The organism is Wohlfahrtiimonas sp. G9077 (assembly GCF_002252155.1).
Taxonomy (GTDB): Bacteria; Pseudomonadota; Gammaproteobacteria; order Cardiobacteriales; family Wohlfahrtiimonadaceae; genus Wohlfahrtiimonas.
On sequence record NZ_NEFD01000006.1, the window covers coordinates 106,238 to 125,491 of the forward strand.

21 protein-coding genes and 2 riboswitches are annotated in these 19,254 nt (G+C 44.2%); of the genes, 11 read left to right on the forward strand and 10 right to left on the reverse strand.

All coding sequences use genetic code 11. The features are described from left to right. Positions 1-339: a carboxymuconolactone decarboxylase family protein gene (locus tag B9T20_RS08460; protein WP_094490647.1), complete on the reverse strand. Its 339-nt coding sequence runs from the start codon at positions 337-339 to the stop codon at positions 1-3. A gap of 273 nt (positions 340-612) precedes the next feature. Here B9T20_RS08460 and B9T20_RS08465 point away from each other — a divergent pair, with 273 nt between their 5' ends. From B9T20_RS08465 to B9T20_RS08485, 5 genes are all read left to right on the forward strand, one after another. Further along, positions 613-1,140: a Dps family protein gene (locus tag B9T20_RS08465; protein WP_094490648.1), complete on the forward strand. Its 528-nt coding sequence runs from the start codon at positions 613-615 to the stop codon at positions 1,138-1,140. A gap of 232 nt (positions 1,141-1,372) precedes the next feature. Then, positions 1,373-3,526, forward strand: a complete 2,154-nt coding sequence (locus B9T20_RS08470) for a TonB-dependent receptor domain-containing protein (RefSeq protein WP_094490649.1) — start codon at positions 1,373-1,375, stop codon at positions 3,524-3,526. A gap of 59 nt (positions 3,527-3,585) precedes the next feature. Beyond that, positions 3,586-4,311 carry an energy transducer TonB gene (locus B9T20_RS08475; RefSeq protein ID WP_233491653.1) on the forward strand — a complete coding sequence of 242 codons (726 nt, stop codon included), beginning with the start codon at positions 3,586-3,588 and terminating at the stop codon, positions 4,309-4,311. A 28-nt stretch (positions 4,312-4,339) separates the two neighbouring features. Further along, entirely contained in the window at positions 4,340-5,071 is a 732-nt protein-coding gene (locus B9T20_RS08480) for a MotA/TolQ/ExbB proton channel family protein (protein WP_094490651.1), read from the forward strand. Between the two features lie 2 nt (positions 5,072-5,073). Further along, complete coding sequence (locus B9T20_RS08485; RefSeq protein WP_094490652.1) at positions 5,074-5,553, forward strand: biopolymer transporter ExbD; 480 nt, start codon at positions 5,074-5,076, stop codon at positions 5,551-5,553. 33 nt (positions 5,554-5,586) lie between these two features. Here the strand turns inward: B9T20_RS08485 and B9T20_RS08490 are convergent, their stop codons facing one another. Both B9T20_RS08490 and B9T20_RS08495 read right to left on the reverse strand, forming a co-directional pair. After that, complete coding sequence (locus B9T20_RS08490; RefSeq protein WP_094490653.1) at positions 5,587-6,039, reverse strand: hypothetical protein; 453 nt, start codon at positions 6,037-6,039, stop codon at positions 5,587-5,589. Between the two features lie 21 nt (positions 6,040-6,060). Continuing rightward, positions 6,061-6,690 (reverse strand): trimeric intracellular cation channel family protein, encoded by a 630-nt coding sequence (locus B9T20_RS08495; protein WP_094490674.1) that lies wholly within the window; start codon positions 6,688-6,690, stop codon positions 6,061-6,063. A gap of 25 nt (positions 6,691-6,715) precedes the next feature. Next, a riboswitch (glycine riboswitch) is annotated at positions 6,716-6,811 on the reverse strand. A 3-nt stretch (positions 6,812-6,814) separates the two neighbouring features. Further along, a riboswitch (glycine riboswitch) is annotated at positions 6,815-6,899 on the reverse strand. Positions 6,900-7,202: 303 nt separating this feature from the next. Between B9T20_RS08495 and mgtE the strand changes: the two genes are divergently transcribed. Then, the gene (gene mgtE / locus B9T20_RS08500) at positions 7,203-8,609 is read left to right on the forward strand and encodes a magnesium transporter (RefSeq protein WP_094490654.1); all 1,407 of its coding nucleotides are present in this window, start codon (positions 7,203-7,205) and stop codon (positions 8,607-8,609) included. Positions 8,610-8,652: 43 nt separating this feature from the next. Here the strand turns inward: mgtE and B9T20_RS08505 are convergent, their stop codons facing one another. The 4 genes from B9T20_RS08505 to B9T20_RS08520 are packed head-to-tail and all read right to left on the reverse strand — an operon-like array spanning position 8,653 to position 12,143. Next, positions 8,653-9,504, reverse strand: a complete 852-nt coding sequence (locus tag B9T20_RS08505; RefSeq protein ID WP_094490655.1) for a metal ABC transporter permease — start codon at positions 9,502-9,504, stop codon at positions 8,653-8,655. After that, positions 9,504-10,355, reverse strand: coding sequence for a metal ABC transporter permease (locus B9T20_RS08510; protein WP_018121935.1), 852 nt, complete (start codon positions 10,353-10,355; stop codon positions 9,504-9,506). The genes B9T20_RS08505 and B9T20_RS08510 overlap by 1 nt, the downstream gene beginning before the upstream one ends. 1 nt (position 10,356) lies before the next feature. Further along, positions 10,357-11,244, reverse strand: a complete 888-nt coding sequence (locus B9T20_RS08515) for a manganese/iron ABC transporter ATP-binding protein (RefSeq protein ID WP_018121936.1) — start codon at positions 11,242-11,244, stop codon at positions 10,357-10,359. Continuing rightward, the gene (locus B9T20_RS08520; protein WP_094488472.1) at positions 11,241-12,143 is read right to left on the reverse strand and encodes a metal ABC transporter substrate-binding protein; all 903 of its coding nucleotides are present in this window, start codon (positions 12,141-12,143) and stop codon (positions 11,241-11,243) included. Before B9T20_RS08520 ends, B9T20_RS08515 begins: the two co-directional genes overlap by 4 nt. Before the next feature lie 170 nt (positions 12,144-12,313). Here B9T20_RS08520 and B9T20_RS08525 point away from each other — a divergent pair, with 170 nt between their 5' ends. From B9T20_RS08525 to B9T20_RS08545, 5 genes are all read left to right on the forward strand, one after another. Further along, positions 12,314-12,859: a hypothetical protein gene (locus B9T20_RS08525; protein WP_094490656.1), complete on the forward strand. Its 546-nt coding sequence runs from the start codon at positions 12,314-12,316 to the stop codon at positions 12,857-12,859. A gap of 88 nt (positions 12,860-12,947) precedes the next feature. After that, complete coding sequence (locus tag B9T20_RS08530; RefSeq protein ID WP_008314965.1) at positions 12,948-14,141, forward strand: acetate kinase; 1,194 nt, start codon at positions 12,948-12,950, stop codon at positions 14,139-14,141. Between the two features lie 40 nt (positions 14,142-14,181). Continuing rightward, a complete protein-coding gene (gene pta, locus B9T20_RS08535; protein WP_094490657.1) occupies positions 14,182-15,858 on the forward strand; it encodes a phosphate acetyltransferase in 1,677 nt (558 codons plus the stop codon). A 12-nt stretch (positions 15,859-15,870) separates the two neighbouring features. Next, on the forward strand, positions 15,871-16,308 hold the full coding sequence (locus B9T20_RS08540; protein ID WP_094490658.1) for a type II toxin-antitoxin system RatA family toxin: 438 nt from the start codon (positions 15,871-15,873) through the stop codon (positions 16,306-16,308). Further along, positions 16,295-16,591, forward strand: coding sequence for an RnfH family protein (locus tag B9T20_RS08545; protein WP_094490659.1), 297 nt, complete (start codon positions 16,295-16,297; stop codon positions 16,589-16,591). Before B9T20_RS08540 ends, B9T20_RS08545 begins: the two co-directional genes overlap by 14 nt. On the opposite strand, the gene trmL is transcribed toward B9T20_RS08545, so the two are convergent. From trmL to B9T20_RS08560, 3 genes are read right to left on the reverse strand one after another with little or no spacing between them, the layout of a single operon-like run. Next, entirely contained in the window at positions 16,575-17,045 is a 471-nt protein-coding gene (gene trmL, locus B9T20_RS08550; protein WP_094490660.1) for a tRNA (uridine(34)/cytosine(34)/5-carboxymethylaminomethyluridine(34)-2'-O)-methyltransferase TrmL, read from the reverse strand. The genes B9T20_RS08545 and trmL overlap by 17 nt on opposite strands. After that, positions 17,042-17,425 (reverse strand): hypothetical protein, encoded by a 384-nt coding sequence (locus tag B9T20_RS08555; protein ID WP_094490661.1) that lies wholly within the window; start codon positions 17,423-17,425, stop codon positions 17,042-17,044. The genes trmL and B9T20_RS08555 overlap by 4 nt, the downstream gene beginning before the upstream one ends. A gap of 23 nt (positions 17,426-17,448) precedes the next feature. Next, positions 17,449-19,095: a CTP synthase gene (locus tag B9T20_RS08560; RefSeq protein ID WP_094490662.1), complete on the reverse strand. Its 1,647-nt coding sequence runs from the start codon at positions 19,093-19,095 to the stop codon at positions 17,449-17,451. Positions 19,096-19,254 lie beyond the last annotated feature (159 nt).

Here is a 19,254-nt window from a genome sequence, read left to right on the forward strand (position 1 = left end):
TTATGCGCTTAGAGCTTTATACATCGCGATGGCTTTACCGCCATACGTCACTGCAGGACCGCCGCCCATTAAAATGGCCACATCCACAGTCTCTGCGATCTCTTCTAAGGTTGCCCCCATAGAGATCAAACCTTCAATGTGCGCAAGCATACAACCTTCACATTGAGTGCTGATGGCAATGCCAAGGGCAATCAATTCTTTATGTTTAGATGAAATCACGCCTTCTTTAATGGCTGCAGTGTGTAAACCATACATTGATTGGCCAATGGCTTTGTTTTCTTTCATTAAAAAAGCGCGTTCTTCTTTCAGTTGCTTTGCAGCTAATTTGTAATCAGTCATGTTTCATTCCTCAATAATGAATAAAATTCAACAAATGTAAAACAGTAGTAGGAGAAACACATTATAACGCCTTTTTGAAATAAATGTTACTTTTGGTAATTTAATGTGCATTCAAATTGCGCAATAGAAAATCATGAGCCATAAAAATTAACAATGATTCAGATAATTAGGATTCAATGGATTTTAAAAATAGAGTTGATATAATGGATGCGTTGTTTGGAAATATTCTATGAAATCAACACACTAAATGCAGAAAATGCAAAGGAGTTCATTATGCCAGCTAACATTAAAGAAATTCGTAAAGGCGCTTTATTAACCCCAACAGACATTGATGCGAAAGGTGCCGCCGCCATTGCCGGTGGGATGAATGCATTATTGGCAGATATTTTCACCTTATATATGAAAACGAAAAATTTCCATTGGCACGTCAGTGGCCCACATTTTCGTGATTATCACTTATTATTAGATGAACAAGCCACCGAGCTTTTGACCATGGTGGATGACTGCGCGGAACGTGTGCGTAAATTAGGACACACAACTTTGCGCTCAATTGGTGAGATTGCTGCAAAATCTCGTTTAACAGAAAACACCGCAGATTATGTGGAAGCCGCAGACATGCTCGCGGAATTGGTAGAAGACAATAAACAATTGGTGCGAGAATTGCGCGCGGTGCACACTGTGTGTGATGAGTACGATGATTTTGCCACCACAAGTTTGTTAGATGAGTGGATCGATCAAGCAGAGCGCCGCACTTGGTTCTTATATGAATCAAGCCGTGGGGCAGGAACATCCGGTCACTAATAAACAGTATTGATCCTTTAAAAAGAGAGCGTTGGCTCTCTTTTTTTGTGCCTAGAATTTCAGTCTAAACCGACTCACAATCATTTGCTTAACTTTATCAAATGAGAATAAATAGCATTTGTATTGACATTTCAAAAGGAAATAGGAATAATTCCAATCCTAAAGTTGTGAAGCGATTTAAGGTGTTTCGTAAGAAACGTGATTCATGGACAGTTTGAGCTAGGATGAACGAATGTTAGACGCAAAATCATGGAAGATTAATGGGCTTGCCGCCTTAGTGGCCAGCGTATGTATGCAGGCGCATGCAGAAGAAACGGCCGATGATGCCATCATCAATTTATCCCAAGTGGTGGTGACCGCATCGGGCTTTGATCAAACGATCAAAGATGCACCTGCGAGTATCTCTGTGATTTCTGGCGAACACTTGACGGATCAACCCATCACCGGTTTAGGCGGTGCACTGAAAGCTGTCGAAGGTGTGAGTGTTGAACGTGGTGGTAAATCAGGCGGTGCGAACATTAGCATTCGCGGTTTACCAAGTGATTACACGTTAATCATGATTGATGGCAAGCGTTTAAGTCAAAACAGTCGTGGCGCACGTCCAAATGGCTTTGGCGATGTGGACAGTAACTTTATTCCACCGATGTCCGCCATTGAACAAATTGAAGTAGTGCGCGGTCCGATGTCAACATTATATGGCTCAGATGCCATGGGCGGCGTCGTTAACATCATCACTAAAAAAGTACCCACGCAATGGGGCGGTGAATTCAATGTTGGTTTTACAGAACCACAAAAAACATCTAAATTTGCATCAAAAATGAATACAAGTGTATATGCCGCAGGTCCCTTAATAAAGGATACACTTGGCTTAGCCATTATGGCTGGTTATGAGCATGCGGGGAATGCCAAAGGCAAATTCCCAAAAAATGCCAAAGAAGCTGCCAGTGGTGATTATACCGGGCAATACAATCAGTTTTCTGGCTTGGGTAAACGCAAAAATTATCATTATGGTGCGAAATTGAGCTTCACGCCAGATGCGCAAAATGACATTATTTTAAATTATGAGCGTGGCGTGCAGCGTTTTGATAATAGTGAAGGTCAGCTGGGTACACTCAACACTCATGTTAAACCAAATAAAAAAGGGCAGTTGGTGGGTGGTGGCTATAGTGATGAATTGAAATTCACACGCGATCGCGTATCACTGTCTCATCAAGGCCGTTATGATGCTGTCACAGTGGACAGCGCCATTTTATGGGATCACACAAAAACATTGGGGCGTATCAATCCTCTATCCGCCAAGCCAATGCCTTATGATGGTACAAAACGCGATATTCAATATACCAATATCATTGTGGATAATAAATGGATGTTTGGGCTCAGGGACCATTTAATCACAGCAGGTGGGCAATATAAGCATCAAAAACTCACGGATGGTTTAGCGTCTGCGCCCTTAGATGTCAAACAGTGGCAATGGGCGCTCTTTGTAGAAGATGAATGGTCAATCAGTGATGCATTTATTGCAACATTCGGTTTACGTTATGATAAAAATGAGGATTTTGGCAGTCACTTTAGCCCACGCATTTACTTAACATGGAATGTGAATGATGATTGGCAAATCAAAGGCGGCGTGAGCCGTGCGTTTAGAGCGCCAGATTTACAACTCATGCGTAATGACATTGTGGGTTATGGTCGTCAAGGAGCATTGCCATTGGTGGGCAATCCAGATTTGAAGCCAGAAACGTCAACATCTGCTGAGTTGGGTGTGTATTTTGATAATCAAACAAATTTTTCGGCCAATGCCACGCTCTTTTATACGAAGTTTAAAGATAAGATCAATACAGAAACAAAGCCAAGTGCACAGATTTCGGGTATTGATTTGACGGGTTTTTCTGAAGCCGCCCAATATCGAAATGTGGATGATGCCAAAGTATATGGCATTGAAACGGGCATGCGCTATCAAATGTTTGATCACATCGTTTTAAATCTTAATTACACCTATACAGACAGTGAGTTTCGTAATGCGACGGGACGAAAAATTCCTTTCAGTGAAACACCAAAACACATGCTAAATGCCAAAGTTCATTGGGCGATTGATGATGCATGGAGTACATGGATGGATGCTGAATATCGTGCAAAACAGTATCACGGCCTGACAGCTGCAGGGGCAAAAGTTTATTATAAACCTTATGTCATTATGAATGTCGGTGCGAAGTACCAAGTGAATGAACAAATGAGTTTTAGCGCGGGTATTGACAACGTACTCAATAAAAATTTTGCTGATTATCAAGCACCTCAAATTGTGAGCAAAAGTAGCGATTTTACTAACCGTTATCGTCGTTTAGAAGAAGGTCGCCGTTTTTGGATCACTGCTAAATATCAATTTTAATTTACACATCAACCAATTGGGAAAGTGCTGTGCCATTATTGCATGACAAAACAAATTTAATGATCTTTGTGACTGCACTGATCGGGGTGTTTTTACTTCATGGTGGCTTAATTTATGCCATTACGCATACAGGGCGCGGCCAAGAGATGCACATTGAGTTTGTTGAGCCCACCATGACCATGAGTCAGATCACCTTAGCCGGGGTCGATACGGCAAAAGAGGTGACGAATCAACACGATGATGAGGATCAGCCATCTGAAGCATCAGAAGCGGTGACTGCACAAGCCGAACCGATTGAGGAGACGCCAGAAAAAATCGAAGAACCAGTGGTTGAGCCTGAGCCTGTCATTGAGCCGCCTAAAGAAGAGATTGTTGCGGTGAAAAAGCCAACGCCTGATGCGCCAAAAATTCAGCAGCCGAAAAAAGAGGTGAAAAAGCCACAGCCTAAACCTAAGAAGCAAGAGGCGAAACCCGAAAATAAACGTCAATCTAAGCGCGTTGATCATCGTGTACTCAATATGCAGGAAGTGTCTGTGCTCGCAAAACCCTCACCACAATATCCGCGTTCTGTCATCATGCGCCGCGTCGGTGGCACAACCGTATTGCTCATCCAAATTAACGAAAAAGGGTATGCGGTGTCTGTTAAGATTGAAAAATCCTCAGGCAATGAGCAGATCGATAAAGCTGCAGAAAAAGCAGGTTATAAAGTGCGTTTAAAACCGTATGTGGTCAATGGTCAAGCACAAAGCTTTTCCGTTCGCATCCCGTATCAATTAAAATTTTAAGCCTCACAATTTAAAGAAAGGAAAGACAATGCAACCAGAAGTTTCGAGTATGGGATTTGAACATTTTATTGGGCAAGCAGACATGGTGAGTAAGGTGCTCTTTTGCATCTTGATTTTAATGTCGGTGGTTTCATGGCTCATCATCATTTTAAAGGCACTGCAAGGTTTGTCTGAGCGTGTGCGTACAAAAAAATTCTTAAAAATGTTTTGGAGTGCTAAATCCGTTGAAGACATTGATGGCTATTTAGCGGAACATACGCCAAATAATTATCATGAGATTTTAACCGATGCTGGCGTGCATGCTGTGCAGCGTTATCAAAAAACACATGGCAACTCTTTGCGTGACAGCGGCTCACTCAGTGAAGTGATCACGCGCGCCCTTAGTACGAAATTGGATGAAATTCATTTGCGCTGTGAAAATGGTGTGACGGCATTGGCAGCTGTGTCTGCAACGGCACCTTTTGTGGGCTTATTCGGAACTGTTTGGGGCATTTATCATGCGTTGATTGAAATTGGCTCAACAGGCGCTGGCACCATTGATAAAGTGGCCGGTCCTGTGGGTGAGGCTTTGATCATGACTGGCGTGGGTTTAGCTGTGGCCATTCCTGCAGTATTGGCACACAGTTGGGTGACGCGCCGTAATCAAGTGACGATGGGCACACTTGACTCTTTTGCCTTTGAATTGTTGAATCTATTGGGCGGCGATTGCTCAGGTTGTCACAATGATTGTCACGATAAAGCGAAAAAACAGGGAGCATAAGCATGGCCTTTGGACGTTTACGTGGGACAAATTCTCGGGCGCGGGCAGAGATCAACATGGTGCCACTCATCGATGTGATGCTCGTGCTTTTGGTGATCTTTATTCTAACAGCGCCTTTAGTCACGCAGTCGGTGAAGTTGAAACTGCCTGAAGCGGTGGACATTAAAGAACAGGTCAAACAAGATCAAACGGAAAATCAGCCCATCATCATTGCCATCAATGAACAATCAGAGGTACACATCAATGAAACCTTGATGCCCAATGATGAAACGGTGCTCACAACCCTTGAAAACTTAAAGGCAGAAGCCACAGCGAATAATCCTGAGCACAATCCATTGGTACAATTGCATGTGGATGTGAAAGTGCCGTATGAAGTGGTGGCCAAAACCATCACGGCATTGAGTAAGGCAGGGCTTGGTAATATTGGTTTTGTGACGCTGCCAGATGAAGGCGGCGCGAAAGCAGCAGAAGTCACGCCGTAATTAAGATAAAAAAAGCGCCTTTAGGCGCTTTTTTTATTCTTCATCGGTCTCTTTAGAGGCTTGAATGATGAGTTTTAATAATCCGGTGCCTGCTTTTAAAAATTGATCCTCAGCTTCTTGTGAATCTTGGGTGATCATAGTGACGTAACTTTGCAATGTGTTGCCAATTTCACTGGGCACATCGTTGACGGTGAGCAGCTGATTGACAAGTGTCACCACATCGATCTCAGAGGGATCTTTTTTAGACAAAAAGTTTAAGCCCGCCTGCAAAGAAGGCTCGTAATCTTGCGGCAATGCCAATAATTGCGTTAAGGCTTCGGCCACCGCTTTAGGATTTGGCTGAGCATTACTGGGTTGTTTCGGGGCTTTTAAGCAGAGCTCAGCGCCATCTTCGAGTATCACACAGCGGTCAGAAGATTGTGCATCCACAGCAAACGCAGCACTTGGCAACAGTAAGAGGGTTGAGAGTATCAACGCACGGATCATAATAACTCCTTATCTATTGGATCATTTCCATTTATTGGGTGAATAGGAGAAAACGGGTAAAGACAAATTCCAATGGATGGCCGCTAAACGAATGCTCAAGCCCACCACAAATGAGATGCCCATGTTGATGTTTTCATCCACATGGAAGTATTTTAACCCCAAATAGAGCAATGCCACCAATAAAGAGACACTCGCGTATAACTCATGGCGCAAAACTTGTGGCGTGCGATTACAGAGCACATCGCGTAAAATGCCGCCGCCCACACCTGTAATCATGCCTGCCATGATCACCACAATGGTGCTGTAATGAAATTGTGGCTCTAAACGCAGCGCCACATTGCAACCAATGATGGTAAATGCAATGAGCCCCATCGCATCTAAAATCAAAAAGATGCGATTTAAGCGATGCATGAAGCGTGCCACCAACATGGTCAATAAACCTGCGGAAATGGTGAGATAGATGTATGTTGGGTGCTGCGTCCAAGAAATGGGATAATTACCCAAAATGATGTCGCGGATGGTGCCGCCGCCAAGGGCAGTTAAAAAGGCAATGAGCGCCACGCCAAACATGTCCATGTTACGACGTCCCGCTGCGAGTGCGCCAGACATGGCTTCAGCCGTAATGGCTACAATATAGATGTAAAAAAGCACAAAAACTCCTAATGGATTGAGTTTTGCCACTCCCTCTGTCCTTTTTACCTGAGAGTTTACGCAACCTAAATTGCTTGCCCCTTCGGTGGAGATTCACATCTCTCTCTCCAGTTGGCGATTGATATCGTTGTTCGCAGTCCATGAGCCTGAGCGTTTATGGGAGTTTGCGCCTTCGGCAGAGATTAAACTCACTCTCCTGCGATTTGGCATTATATGATCAAATGCACAAATAAAAAAGTGCTTAATAATTAAAAAGTTAGCAATTTTTTAAAGGACAGAGGTTATCATTTAGATAATTTAACATTCAACTGTTTACTGAACATGTATAATGGCGACAATTTTAACAGAGGGAAACTTTCCATGGATGATGACTCGATCGTGCCGATATGGCGATCTTACACCACAATACAATAAGCTGAGTCCTGAAATCCTCAATCTTCAGGGCAGCTGAAGATTGCAATGGTCTGAAACCATGGTTCTCCTAATTCATCATTAAAAAAGGGAGCAACTTAATGAGTGTTTATCATAAATCTAATCTTTATTTTCATTTAGAACCCATCATTCAAGCGCGTGATGTTGAGCGTTTTATTGAACTGATTCAAAATACCAAAGCCATTGACTTAGCCGATGCGGTGGAAGAATTTGCCACAGAAGATGTCGTCGCCCTCCTTGAACAATTAGATGCCGAGAATTTAGCCTATCTTTTTGAGGAGTTTGAAGAGGAAGAAAAAGTGCGTTTTGTGCCGCATCTATCCATCGCGGCGTTAAAGCGCTTGTTTGAGGCATTGCCATCAGATGAGCAGGTGAGCCTATTTGTGATGCTGAGCCAAGTGCAGCGCAACTCCATCATTCCATCGTTAGATAAAGGTGAGCGCGATGCCATTTTAGAGCTTTCATCATATCCTGAAGGCACGGTGGGCGCGATGACCAGTGCCGACTATGTGAATGTGTCTGCCAATGCCACCGTCAGCGATGTTTGGCAACAAATCCGCCGTGAAGCGCGCAATAAAGATTCGCTCTCCATGATCTATGTGACCGATGAATTTCGTCATTTAGTGGGCGTACTCTCCTTTCAGGATCTATTGCTGCGCGATGATGATGTGTGTATGAAGGACATTATGGTGAGCGACATCATTCAAGCGCGCGCCTCAGATAAAGATACGGTGGCGGTTGAACTGATTGAGCGCTATGACTTTGATGCATTACCTGTGACGGATAACTATGGGCATTTGATCGGGATTGTCACTGTCGATGATGCGATGGAGCGCTTACGTGAATCCGCTGCGGACTCCTTTGCCAAGCTTGGGGGTAACGTGCCGATGAGTGGGCCAGAGCTGGATTATCAATATTCAGGTTTTTGGCGCATGCTCACCGTGCGTGGTTTCTGGTTGATCATTTTGACGATTTTTGGCGTCTTCACCAGTAGCTTTGTGGCCAAACAAGAGGAAATTTTATCTGAAGTGATCATTTTAGCAGCGTTCTTAGCACCGATTGTGGACATGGGCGGGAATACGGGCAGTCAATCGGCAACGCTTGTGATTCGTTCAATGGCGCTTGGTGATATTAAGCTGAAATGGGAAGATGTGTGGTTCATCTTCAAAAAAGAGATTCCGGTCGCCTTGATGCTCGGTGTGACGGTAGCAACGGTGGAAGTGATTTTAGCGTACTTCTTTAAAGATGGTATCAGCATTCAAGTGTTGATGATTTTGGCATTGTCCATGATTACCGTGACATTTGTGGGTGGTTTGATCGGTATTTTGCTGCCCTTCATCGCCAAGCGCTTTAACATTGATCCGGCCACATTGAGCTCACCGATGCTCACATCCATCATGGACTTTTTAGGCGTGGTGATTTACTTCTCATTTGCGTATTGGTTCTTGAGCGATCTCTTAGTGCAAGCGGCTGAGCAAGTGGGCTAGCATTAGTTTAACGGATGAATCTAGATTCAACGGCAGCGCCGCATCAAGTTTGATGCGGCGTTTTTGTTGCTGAAGGGCGAAGGAGTAAACTCACGCCATACGCTAAAGCAAAGAGAATGGCTTGCACAATGACAATCGATGGACCTGTATCCGCATCTAAATGGTAACTGATGATGGTGCCAATCACTGAAGCACTGACAGAGGCGATCACCGCGATCAATAACATATACTCAAAACGTTTGGTGAGTAAAAATGCAGTGATGCCAGGGGCAATCAACATTGCAATCACAAGCACGATGCCTGCCGCTTGTAGCGCGGTAACAATCGTTAAAGAGAGCATGGATAATAGGAGATAATGCATCAATGTCACGGGTAAACCCACAACTTTTGCTTGAATCGGATCAAAGCAGAAGAGAATGAGGTCTTTGACCTTCATTAACAAAATGATGCCAATGATGCTGCTCATCACCAATGTAAAAATAAATTCAGCATGTGTGATGCCCAAAATGTTCCCAAACAAAATGTGAGAAAGGTGAATGTTGCTCTCCACTTTTGTGATCATCACTAAACCAATGGCAAACATCCCCGAGAAGAGAATGCCCATGACGGTATCTTCCTTGATGCGGGAGTTGTTTTTAATGAATCCTGTGGCAAAGGCACAAAAAATGCCTGAGAAAAAGGCGCCAACGATGAAGGGAATGCCGATGATGAATGAGATGACCACCCCGGGTAATACCGCATGAGAGATGGCATCGCCAATCAAAGACCAACCTTTTAGCACCAAAAAGCAGGAAAAGAGCGCACAGATGATGGCAATCACAATGGCCGCATACAGCGCGCGGCGCATCAATTCTAATTGAAAGGGTTCAGTGAAGAATGTGATGAAGCTGTCCATCATTGACCTCCTTTGCGGATTTTAAGGCGCGTTGCGATGAAGCCATATTTTGGCGCAAACACAAAGGCAAGCAAAAAAAGCGCCGTTTGTAGGGAGACAATCACGCCGCCTGTTGCACCATTTAAATAGTAACTGAGCCAAGCACCGACAACGCTGCTCACGGTGCCAATGATCATGGAAATGATGATGATGTGGGAAAACTTATCACTCAATAAATAGGCGGTTGCGCCGGGCGTGATCACCATTGCGATCACCAAAATGGCACCCACCGTTTGCAGGGCGGCGATTGTGCATGCACTTAAAAGCGTAAAAAAGATGATTTTAAGTTTTAAAGGTGATAGCCCCACAGAACGTGCATGGGTTTCGTCAAAAAAGACGGCCAATAAATCTTTCCAGATCACGAGTAACACCAAAAGGGAGACGGCAATGATGATGTTCACTTGTAAAATGTCGCTGTCGGCAATGGCTAAAATGTTCCCAAAGATGATGGATTGCACATCCACAGAAGTGGGATTGAGTGACACGATGAATAAGCCAATGGCAAAGAACGTGGAGAAGATAAAGCCAATGATGGCATCCTCTTTTAAACGCGTAAAATGGCGAATGATGGTGATGGAAAATGCCGCCAATAAACCTGAGAAAAATGCGCCAATCGAATAAGGTAAGCCCAACGCATATGCGCCAGCAACGCCCGGCACCACCGAATGGGAAAGGGCATCGCCCATTAAGGACCAACCTTTGAGCATTAAATACGCTGATAAAAATGCGCAGGTTCCCCCCACCAATCCGCTGACCCAAATGGCTTTACGCATGTATTCATAGGTGAAGGGTTCAGTTAAGAGTTCCCACATATCAATAACGCTCCTTTTGGCACGGCAAACTTTTACTTTTACGCGCAGGTTCATTTTTATGCGTGCCGTAGAAGACGGCAGGGCGCTCATCATCGGTGAGCACAGTCACGCGGCGCGGATCTTCATCATCATGGAGCTCATCGCCATCAATGTGAATGTGGCGCAATACGCCGCCAAAGGTTTTCTCTAAGTTATGATGGTTAAAGGTGGTTTCTGTCGGGCCCGCAGCAATGATGGTGCGATTGATGAATAGGGTTTGATCACAAAATTCAGGCACGCTGCCTAAGTTATGGGTGGACACTAAAATCAAATGCCCCTCTTCTCGTAAGGTGCGAAGCAGTGCCACAATGGCATTTTCTGTTTTCACATCCACACCCGTAAAGGGTTCATCGAGCAAAATGATTTTGCCCTCTTGTGCCAATGCGCGTGCTAGAAAAACGCGCTTTTTTTGCCCGCCGGACAGCTCGCCGATTTGACGATGGGCTAAACTCTCCATGCTGACGCGGGTTAAGGCTTCGATCACTTTTTGTTTATCATGGGTCGATGGGATGCGCAAAAAATTCATTTTGCCATAGCGACCCATCATCACTACATCGGACACCAAAACCGGAAAGCTCCAATCCACCTCTTCAGTTTGAGGGACATAAGCCACAATGTTCTGTTTTAATGCAGCTTTGACGCTTTCACCATTGATGGTGACAGAGCCTTTTGTGGGTTTAACCATGCCCATGATGCTCTTAAAGAGCGTGGATTTACCGCCACCATTGACGCCCACAAGGGCGCAAATGGTGCCACCTTTTAAGGTGAAATTGACATCGCGAATGGCGGTGTGACCATTGTTGTAGGTCACCGTTAGATTCTCAACGCATAAAGAGAAGGGCTCACTCATTGTTTGAACCCTTTAGCGATGGTTTCCACCGTCACATTCAATAGATCAATGTACGTGGGTACAGGGCCATTAGGCTCAGAGAGGGAATCCACATACAAAACGCCACCATAATCAGCATTGGTTTCTTTGCTGATTTGTTTAGCAGGTTTATCAGATACCGTACTTTCACTGAACACCACAGGAATGTTGTTCGCACGAACGGTATCGATCACTTTGCGCACTTGTTGCGGCGTGCCTTGTTGTTCTGCATTGATGGCCCATAAATAGAGCTCTTTAAAGTCATAATCTTTGGCAAGATAACTAAATGCGCCTTCACTCGTAACGAGCCAGCGTTGATCCTCAGGGATGTTCGCTAAGCGATCACGCAAAGGTTGATCGAGGGCTTTGATTTTTGCTTTATAATCTTCAGCATTTTTTGTGTAGGTGTCTGCATTGTCAGGATCATATTTGACAAAAGCATCACGGATATTGTCCACATAAATGAGGGCATTGGTTGGGCTCATCCACGCATGTGGATTGGGCATGCCATTGTATTCACCTTCTGTGATGGATAAAGGCTCAATGCCATCGCTCACCACAACGGAGGGCACATCTTTCATGTTTTCAAAAAAGCGCTCGAACCAATTTTCTAAATATAAACCATTCCATAAAATGAGGTCGGCTGATTGTGTGCGGATGATGTCTTTTGGCGTGGGTTGATAATTATGAATTTCTGCGCCATGCTTGGTGATGGATTCGACAATTGCGGCATCGCCGGCCACATTTTGCGCCATATCTTGAATGATGGTGAAGGTGGTGGCCACTTTAAATGGTTCTTTAGCAAACGCTGTGCTAAAGAGCGTAGAGAAAGCGACCAATGTTGTGAGACCGATTGTTTTTATATGAGAATGATTCTTCATTGAGATTGGCTCCTAAAAAGTCTGAAAAGCAAGTATAACCGATATATTTTCGAAAACCAAACGCTTTATTTAAAATAAATATTGTTCATAAATGCATCAAACTCGAAGGGCGGCGTTTTTGTTGTTAAGATGGTGACTTTGAGGATTCATGGCACAGTTTAGGTTCGGTTATGCAGATAAAAAGCGCAAGTCAAATGAGTGTGATTGGGGTGATGTGGTTATCAATGACCGCTCATGGGTTGACATTAAAAGAGATCAGCGATTACTTATTAGATGAACAATTAGTGGCAACATCACCACAACAAATCATGGCAAATGAAAATATTTTGGCAGAAAAATTTGTCATCATGATGGAAAATGATGAGGAGCTTTTATTGCAAGCGAATCGTCAGCCAAACACGTTAGATGCAAGCTTTTTAAAGCTGTCTGATCAATGGGTGCTCAATGATGCAAGCTTTAATTATTATTCAGGCAAGGCAGAAAATTGTCAAAAACAACAAAATGCTTACAAAAAATATTTGACTAAAAAGTTAAATCATCCGACTCTAGAGGATTCTGAAGAGGAAATTTTTTGGCAATTGCCAGACAGAGATTGGGGGATTTGGCTGACAGTGGCTGTTGCGGACAACCCTTTTTCCCAAAATAATGGATGTGTGTCAAAAATGACTCTGATTTATAGCCCATTCGCTGCACAAAATGACGGGGAAGATATTTAGGTTTGATATACTGACGCAGGTAATCAGCTAAGTATCATGTTAATAACGAATGATTCAATAAATATGATGACAATTTAAAGGAGTTTTTATGTCCTACATTCTGATTTTCAACTGCGGCAGTTCATCACTCAAATTCTCATTGATGGATGCAGACAGTGAAAAAGTAGAGCTCTCAGGTTTAGCCGAACGCTTAGGCGGCAATGGCGCGGAAATCACCACAAAATGCAATGGTGATAAAATCGTGGCATCCCTTGGCAATGGGAGTGGACATCAAGAAGCCGTTGAATACATTTTAGCCTTCTTAAAAGAGAAAGGTTATTTAGAACAAATCCAAGCCATTGGGCACCGCGTGGTGCATGGTGGCAATAAATTTAAATCGTCTGCCTTGATTGATCAGGAAGTGTTAGATCAAATCGAAGCGTGTGTGCCTTTAGCACCACTGCATAACCCTGCAAACTTAATCGGCATTAAGACAGCACAAGTGGCATTTCCACATTTACCGCAAGTGGCTGTGTTTGACACGGCATTCCATCAAACGATGCCAGAGACGGCTTATTTATATGCCATTCCGATGGAATTATATCGCGATCACAATGTGCGCCGTTATGGTTTCCATGGTACAAGTCACCGTTTCATTGCCGAAAAAACCATCGATACATTGGGTTTAGATCCAAATGATCACTGCATCATCAGTGCGCATTTAGGCAATGGTTCATCTTTGGCCTCCATTAAAAATGGTCAGTCGATGGACACCACCATGGGCTTTACGCCGTTAGAAGGTTTGGTGATGGGCACGCGCTCAGGTGATGTGGATCCGGGGATTGTCAAATATCTCTCCACCATTTTAAACATCGACAGTTATGAGATTGATCACATTTTAAACACCAAAAGTGGGTTGCTTGGCGTCTCTGAATTATCAAATGATTGCCGTACATTGTGGGCGGCGGCTAAAGAAGGGCATCATGGTGCGCAAGTGGCATTAGAGATGATGAATTACCGCTTAGCGAAGAAAATTGTTTCCTACATCGTGCCCCTTGGCCGTTTAGATGCCTTGGTCTTTACAGGCGGCATTGGGCAAAATGACTTTATGAGCCGTAAAAAAGTGATCGAACACTTAGGCTTTTTAGGTTATCACCTAGATGAAGCGGCGAACGAAGCCACCGTCGGCGGTGCTGAAGGCGTGATTGCCACCAGTGAGACATTCGGTCAAGCCCTTGTATTGTGCACCGATGAAGAATTAATGATTGTGCGCGACACATTAGATGTGATTGCGTGCCTATAAGTCGCTTGATCCATGATTCATAAGATTTGAGGATAGATTGATGAAAACTTTATTTGTAAGCCCAATTGGACAAATTACCCATTTGTATCCCATCACTTTTGCCTTGGTCAAAGCTTTGCGGGCAGAAGGTTTAAAAGTCGGATACATCAAGCCCATCAGTCAAACCCATCATGACACAGCTGTGTTGTATAAATATGTTTTTGATGAAACCGCACCCATTTCATTGAATATGAATGAGGTGGAAGCCCTCATTTTAAAAGATGATTATGACACCATTTTAGAAAAATCCATTGAACTTGTGGTAGACGCTCAGAAAAATCATGATGTTGTGGTGATCGAAGGGGTTGAATTCAATGCGCGTAATCCATTTACAGAAAAACTCAACTTAGATTTAGCCTCAACCTTTCAATCGGGTGTGATTTTTGCAGGCAATGCAGGGCACAATTCTTTATGTGAAATCGGTGAGTATTTGAATCTCTACATTAAGCGCTTTGCACCACTGAAAAATTGGATTGCCGGTTACATTGCCAACAAAATGGCGGATCAAGTCTTAACCACAGAAGAGATGGCGTGCCAAATCCTAACAGATCAAAGCATTGCTTGCCTTGGCTTGATTGAGGATAATCCTGCGCTCACTGATGTCAAAGATGTGGTGCGCTTCATCGAAGGGCATTTACAATTGCACTCCGTGATTGCCCATTTAAATGAGATGGTAGAGCATCCGATCACAACGCCGGCATTTTTCAAATATCGCCTCATGGAAAAAGCCCGTGAAGCCAATCAACGTATTGTATTACCAGAAGGTGATGAGCCGCGCACATTAAAAGCGGCCTTGATTTGTCATGAACGTCAATTGGCGCAATGTGTGTTATTGGGCGAGCGTGCAAAAATTGAGGCCGTGGCAGCAAGTGAAGGTTTAACATTGCCTGAAAGTTTAGAGATTGTTGAACCACTCAATGTGTGTGATCAATATGTGGATACACTGGTGAAGCTCCGTCAGCACAAAGGCATGACCGAAGAGAAGGCACAAACGCAGGTCAAAGACAGCGTGGTGCTTGGCACACTAATGTTGGCAAACGATGATGTCGATGGTTTGGTCTCTGGCGCTGTACACACAACGGCGGATACCATTCGTCCTGCGTTGCAATTGTTGGGCACAGATCAAAATTCCTCCATCGTCTCGAGCATCTTTTTTATGCTGATGCCAGAAGGTGCGCATGTGTACGGCGATTGTGCTGTGAACCCGAATCCAACGCCTGAACAGTTGGCCAATATTGCCATTCAATCGGCAAACTCAGCAAAAGCCTTTGACATTGAGCCACGGGTTGCTATGATTTCGTACTCGACGGGAAGCTCAGGCTCAGGTGTGGATGTAGAAGCGGTGGCAGAAGCCACAAAAATCGCTCAAACACAAGCGCTCGATTTGATGATTGACGGACCGATCCAATTTGATGCAGCGTATGTGCCATCTGTGGGTAAACAAAAATTGCCCAACAGTTTGGTGGCAGGGCGCGCAACGGTGTTTATTTTTCCGGACTTAAATACGGGCAATACCACCTATAAAGCGGTACAGCGCAGTGCAAACCTCATCAGTATTGGTCCTGTTTTACAAGGATTGGCAAAACCTGTGAATGATCTTTCTCGTGGTGCATTAGTGGAAGATATTGTCTACACAATTGCGATCACCGCAGTGCAGGCAGCACAACAGAAGAAGTAACAGGAGTTTTCTTTGCCAATTATTCGTAAAAGTAAAGTCGTGCCATATTCAGCAGAGCAGATGTTTAATCTGGTCAATGATGTGGAAAAATACCCAGAATATCTGCCTTGGTGCAAAACTGTGCGGATATTACGCAACGCAACCACAGAGATGGATGTCTCTGTGGGGGTATTGATGGGGCCGGTCAATAAAACCTTCACCACGCGCAATCGCATGGTCATCAATGAAAGCATTGAGATGTCATTGCTCAATGGGCCATTTAAAAAACTCAATGGTCAATGGCGCTTTGTGCCGATCAATGAGAATGAATGCCGCATTGAATTTGAACTGGATTTTACCTTAGCCATCGGTTTATTGTCCGGGATGTTGAGCCCCATTTTTGAAAATATGTATGGCTCGATGATCAAAGCCTTCTCAGATCGTGCAAAGGTGATTTATGGCGAGCATTAAGATTGAATATGTCCTTGCCTTACCAGAGGCACAGTTGCAAGAGTATCAAATATTGAGTGAAGGGACGACGCTTAGGGCAGCTTTGCCATATTTTGAATTGGATCAAAAGGCCAAAGCATTGATTGAATCGCCCGTTTATGGGATCTTTAATCAGATTGTGGATTTAGATTATGTCTTGCAAGCAGGCGATCGCATCGAAGTGTATCGCCCATTGCAGATTGATCCGAAAACTGCGCGTAAAATTAGGGCAGAGCGTAAAAAACGCCTTAACTCAGCGAAGTAAAATCGAGCTGGCGCCAAGCTTCATAAATGGAGATGGCCACACTGTTTGATAAATTGAGACTTCTGCCATTGCCACTCATTGGTAAGCGGCAGAGGGTTTCATGCGGACGGCTCTCTAAAAATCTCATGGGCAAGCCACGGGTTTCAGGGCCAAAGATTAAGGCGTCATTGTCTGAAAACTTCACATCAAAAAATGAACGCGTACCTTTTGTGGTCATCGCATAAGCATTGTTTGGCTGAATGAAGGCTAAGCACTCATCTAAACTGTCCCATGTTTTAAGGTCAGCCCATTCGTGATAATCAAGTCCCGCGCGGCGCAGTGCTTTGTCTTCAAGCTCAAAGCCTAAAGGTTTAATTAAATGAAGTTTTGCTCCAGTATTGGCGCACAAACGGATGATGTTGCCTGTATTCGGTGGAATCTCAGGTTCAAATAAGATGATGGATAAACGACTCATGATGGTGACTTATGTTTTGCGCAACCTTGATAAGTTTGCTGATTAATGGTCACCGTTGCGGTGTGCGTAAAATCTTGCCCAGCAACGGTGCATTCTGTGGCTTTTAGGCGAATGGTGGCTTTTTGATTCTCTGACACCAATGTGGTGGTGTTGCCTTTTTCAGTGACATGCCAAGCCATCATGCGGCCTTCATAGCGTCCGGGAAAGGAGCCATGAAAGCGATCGCCATTGATGCTGATGTGCCATTCAGGCCCGCGACCTTCCATCACCCAAAGGGTTTTTAAGGCCTCGGCATCCACCACAACGTCCGGTGCTTTGCTTTGTGTGGCGCAGCCAGCTAAACAGATGATTGTCAGTGTGATGCCTAAGGGTTTGAACATGACCAATCCTATCAAAAAAGTGATTAAGAAACCTTATTGTGATGTTTCACTGCAGCGGCAATGAAGCTATTGAACAATGGGTGACCATCACGTGGGCTTGAGTTGAATTCAGGGTGCGCTTGACAGGCAATGAACCAAGGATGCTCAGGGATCTCAATGAATTCAGCCAACTCTTTATCTTTAGACCAACCTGCAAAGCGAAGGCCCGCTTGTTTTAACACATTGAGATAATCATTGTTGAACTCATAACGGTGTCTGTGGCGCTCTGAGATCTCATCTTTTTGATAGATGCTGTACACTTTTGAATCTTGCTCTAACACACACGTTTGTGCACCTAAACGCATGGTGCCACCGATGTCAGATTTAGCGGTTCTGTGTTCAGTTTGGCCAGCAGCATTGGTGAATTCTGTGATTAAACCAATCACAGGATGAGGCGTATCTGAACGGATTTCTGTACTGTTTGCATCAGTTAAACCAGCCACATTACGCGCATATTCGATCACCGCCATTTGCATGCCTAAACAGATGCCTAAGTAAGGCACTTTGTTTTCACGAGCATAACGCACGGCTTTGATTTTGCCTTCTGTACCGCGTGAACCAAAGCCACCTGGCACTAAAATGGCATCAATGTTTTCAAAGTATGGTGCCAATTGCTCATCATTTTCAGCCGTCTCTAATGTTTCAGAGTCTAAATACTGAATGTTGACTTTGACTGAGTTTTGAATGCCTGCATGGAACAATGCTTCATTGACAGATTTATAAGCATCCGCCAATTCAATGTATTTACCCACCATGAGCACATTAATTTGTGCCGTTGGGGCCAAGATTTTCTCAACCACATGATCCCATTCAGATAAATCTGCCGCTGGTGCAGACAGTTTTAAGTAATCTAAAACGATGCGATCTAAACCTTCTTCATGCAAAATGCGTGGCAATTCATAAATGGTGCGCGCATCTAAACATTGGATCACGGCATCTTTAGAAACGTTCGTAAAGAGGGCAATCTTGCTTCTTTCATCTTCAGGAATTGGGGCTTCAGAGCGACAGATCAAAATATCTGGTTGAATGCCAATGGAGCGGAGCTCTTTGACAGAATGTTGTGTGGGCTTGGTTTTAAGCTCGCCAGATGCACGTAAGTAAGGCACTAAAGTCAAGTGCATGAATAAGGATTGATCGCGGCCAAGCTCAGAGCGCAATTGACGAATGGCTTCTAAGAAAGGTAAGGATTCGATGTCACCGACGGTGCCGCCGATTTCAATCAAGGCAACATCAGCATCACCTGCCGCTTGGCGAATACAGGTTTTGATTTCGTTGGTGATGTGTGGGATCACTTGTACAGTGCCACCTAAGTAGTCACCACGGCGTTCGCGTTGGATGACATTTAAATAAACGCGACCTGCACTGACACTGTTTTTGCGCGTCGCAGTCATGCGAATGAAGCGCTCATAGTGACCGAGGTCTAAGTCAGTTTCTGCGCCATCTTCTGTCACATAAACTTCACCATGTTGAAATGGGCTCATTGTTCCAGGATCCACGTTGATGTATGGATCCAATTTCATCATGGTTACTTTAAGTTTGCGCGATTCTAAAATAGCGCCAAGAGAAGCAGCAGCAATGCCTTTACCGAGTGATGAAACAACACCACCAGTCACAAAGATAAAACGAGTCATGAAATAGTTCCTGATTTGGATGAAAATGTATATATATCAGGGATTGCATTGTACTATACCCCCGTTGATTTTGCGATAGACATTTGAGAGAAATTTATACGAATTGCCGATTGACTGTGCAATTGATCCGCAATAGACAGGGCGGCATGCGTTGAAGTT

Bases quoted from the DNA above. Each gene is read 5' to 3' on its own strand.
- B9T20_RS08470 (WP_094490649.1), top strand. From the start codon at position 1,373: ATGTTAGACGCAAAATCATGGAAGATTAATGGGCTTGCCGCCTTAGTG.
- B9T20_RS08475 (WP_233491653.1), top strand. From the start codon at position 3,586: ATGATCTTTGTGACTGCACTGATCGGGGTGTTTTTACTTCATGGTGGC.
- mgtE (WP_094490654.1), top strand. From the start codon at position 7,203: ATGAGTGTTTATCATAAATCTAATCTTTATTTTCATTTAGAACCCATC.
- B9T20_RS08465 (WP_094490648.1), top strand. From the start codon at position 613: ATGCCAGCTAACATTAAAGAAATTCGTAAAGGCGCTTTATTAACCCCA.
- B9T20_RS08530 (WP_008314965.1), top strand. From the start codon at position 12,948: ATGTCCTACATTCTGATTTTCAACTGCGGCAGTTCATCACTCAAATTC.
- B9T20_RS08510 (WP_018121935.1), bottom strand. From the start codon at position 10,355: ATGTGGGAACTCTTAACTGAACCCTTCACCTATGAATACATGCGTAAA.
- trmL (WP_094490660.1), bottom strand. From the start codon at position 17,045: ATGAGTCGTTTATCCATCATCTTATTTGAACCTGAGATTCCACCGAAT.
- B9T20_RS08460 (WP_094490647.1), bottom strand. From the start codon at position 339: ATGACTGATTACAAATTAGCTGCAAAGCAACTGAAAGAAGAACGCGCT.
- B9T20_RS08505 (WP_094490655.1), bottom strand. From the start codon at position 9,504: ATGGACAGCTTCATCACATTCTTCACTGAACCCTTTCAATTAGAATTG.
- B9T20_RS08490 (WP_094490653.1), bottom strand. From the start codon at position 6,039: ATGATCCGTGCGTTGATACTCTCAACCCTCTTACTGTTGCCAAGTGCT.
- pta (WP_094490657.1), top strand. From the start codon at position 14,182: ATGAAAACTTTATTTGTAAGCCCAATTGGACAAATTACCCATTTGTAT.
- B9T20_RS08520 (WP_094488472.1), bottom strand. From the start codon at position 12,143: ATGAAGAATCATTCTCATATAAAAACAATCGGTCTCACAACATTGGTC.
- B9T20_RS08555 (WP_094490661.1), bottom strand. From the start codon at position 17,425: ATGTTCAAACCCTTAGGCATCACACTGACAATCATCTGTTTAGCTGGC.
- B9T20_RS08485 (WP_094490652.1), top strand. From the start codon at position 5,074: ATGGCCTTTGGACGTTTACGTGGGACAAATTCTCGGGCGCGGGCAGAG.
- B9T20_RS08525 (WP_094490656.1), top strand. From the start codon at position 12,314: ATGCAGATAAAAAGCGCAAGTCAAATGAGTGTGATTGGGGTGATGTGG.
- B9T20_RS08545 (WP_094490659.1), top strand. From the start codon at position 16,295: ATGGCGAGCATTAAGATTGAATATGTCCTTGCCTTACCAGAGGCACAG.
- B9T20_RS08515 (WP_018121936.1), bottom strand. From the start codon at position 11,244: ATGAGTGAGCCCTTCTCTTTATGCGTTGAGAATCTAACGGTGACCTAC.
- B9T20_RS08480 (WP_094490651.1), top strand. From the start codon at position 4,340: ATGCAACCAGAAGTTTCGAGTATGGGATTTGAACATTTTATTGGGCAA.
- B9T20_RS08560 (WP_094490662.1), bottom strand. From the start codon at position 19,095: ATGACTCGTTTTATCTTTGTGACTGGTGGTGTTGTTTCATCACTCGGT.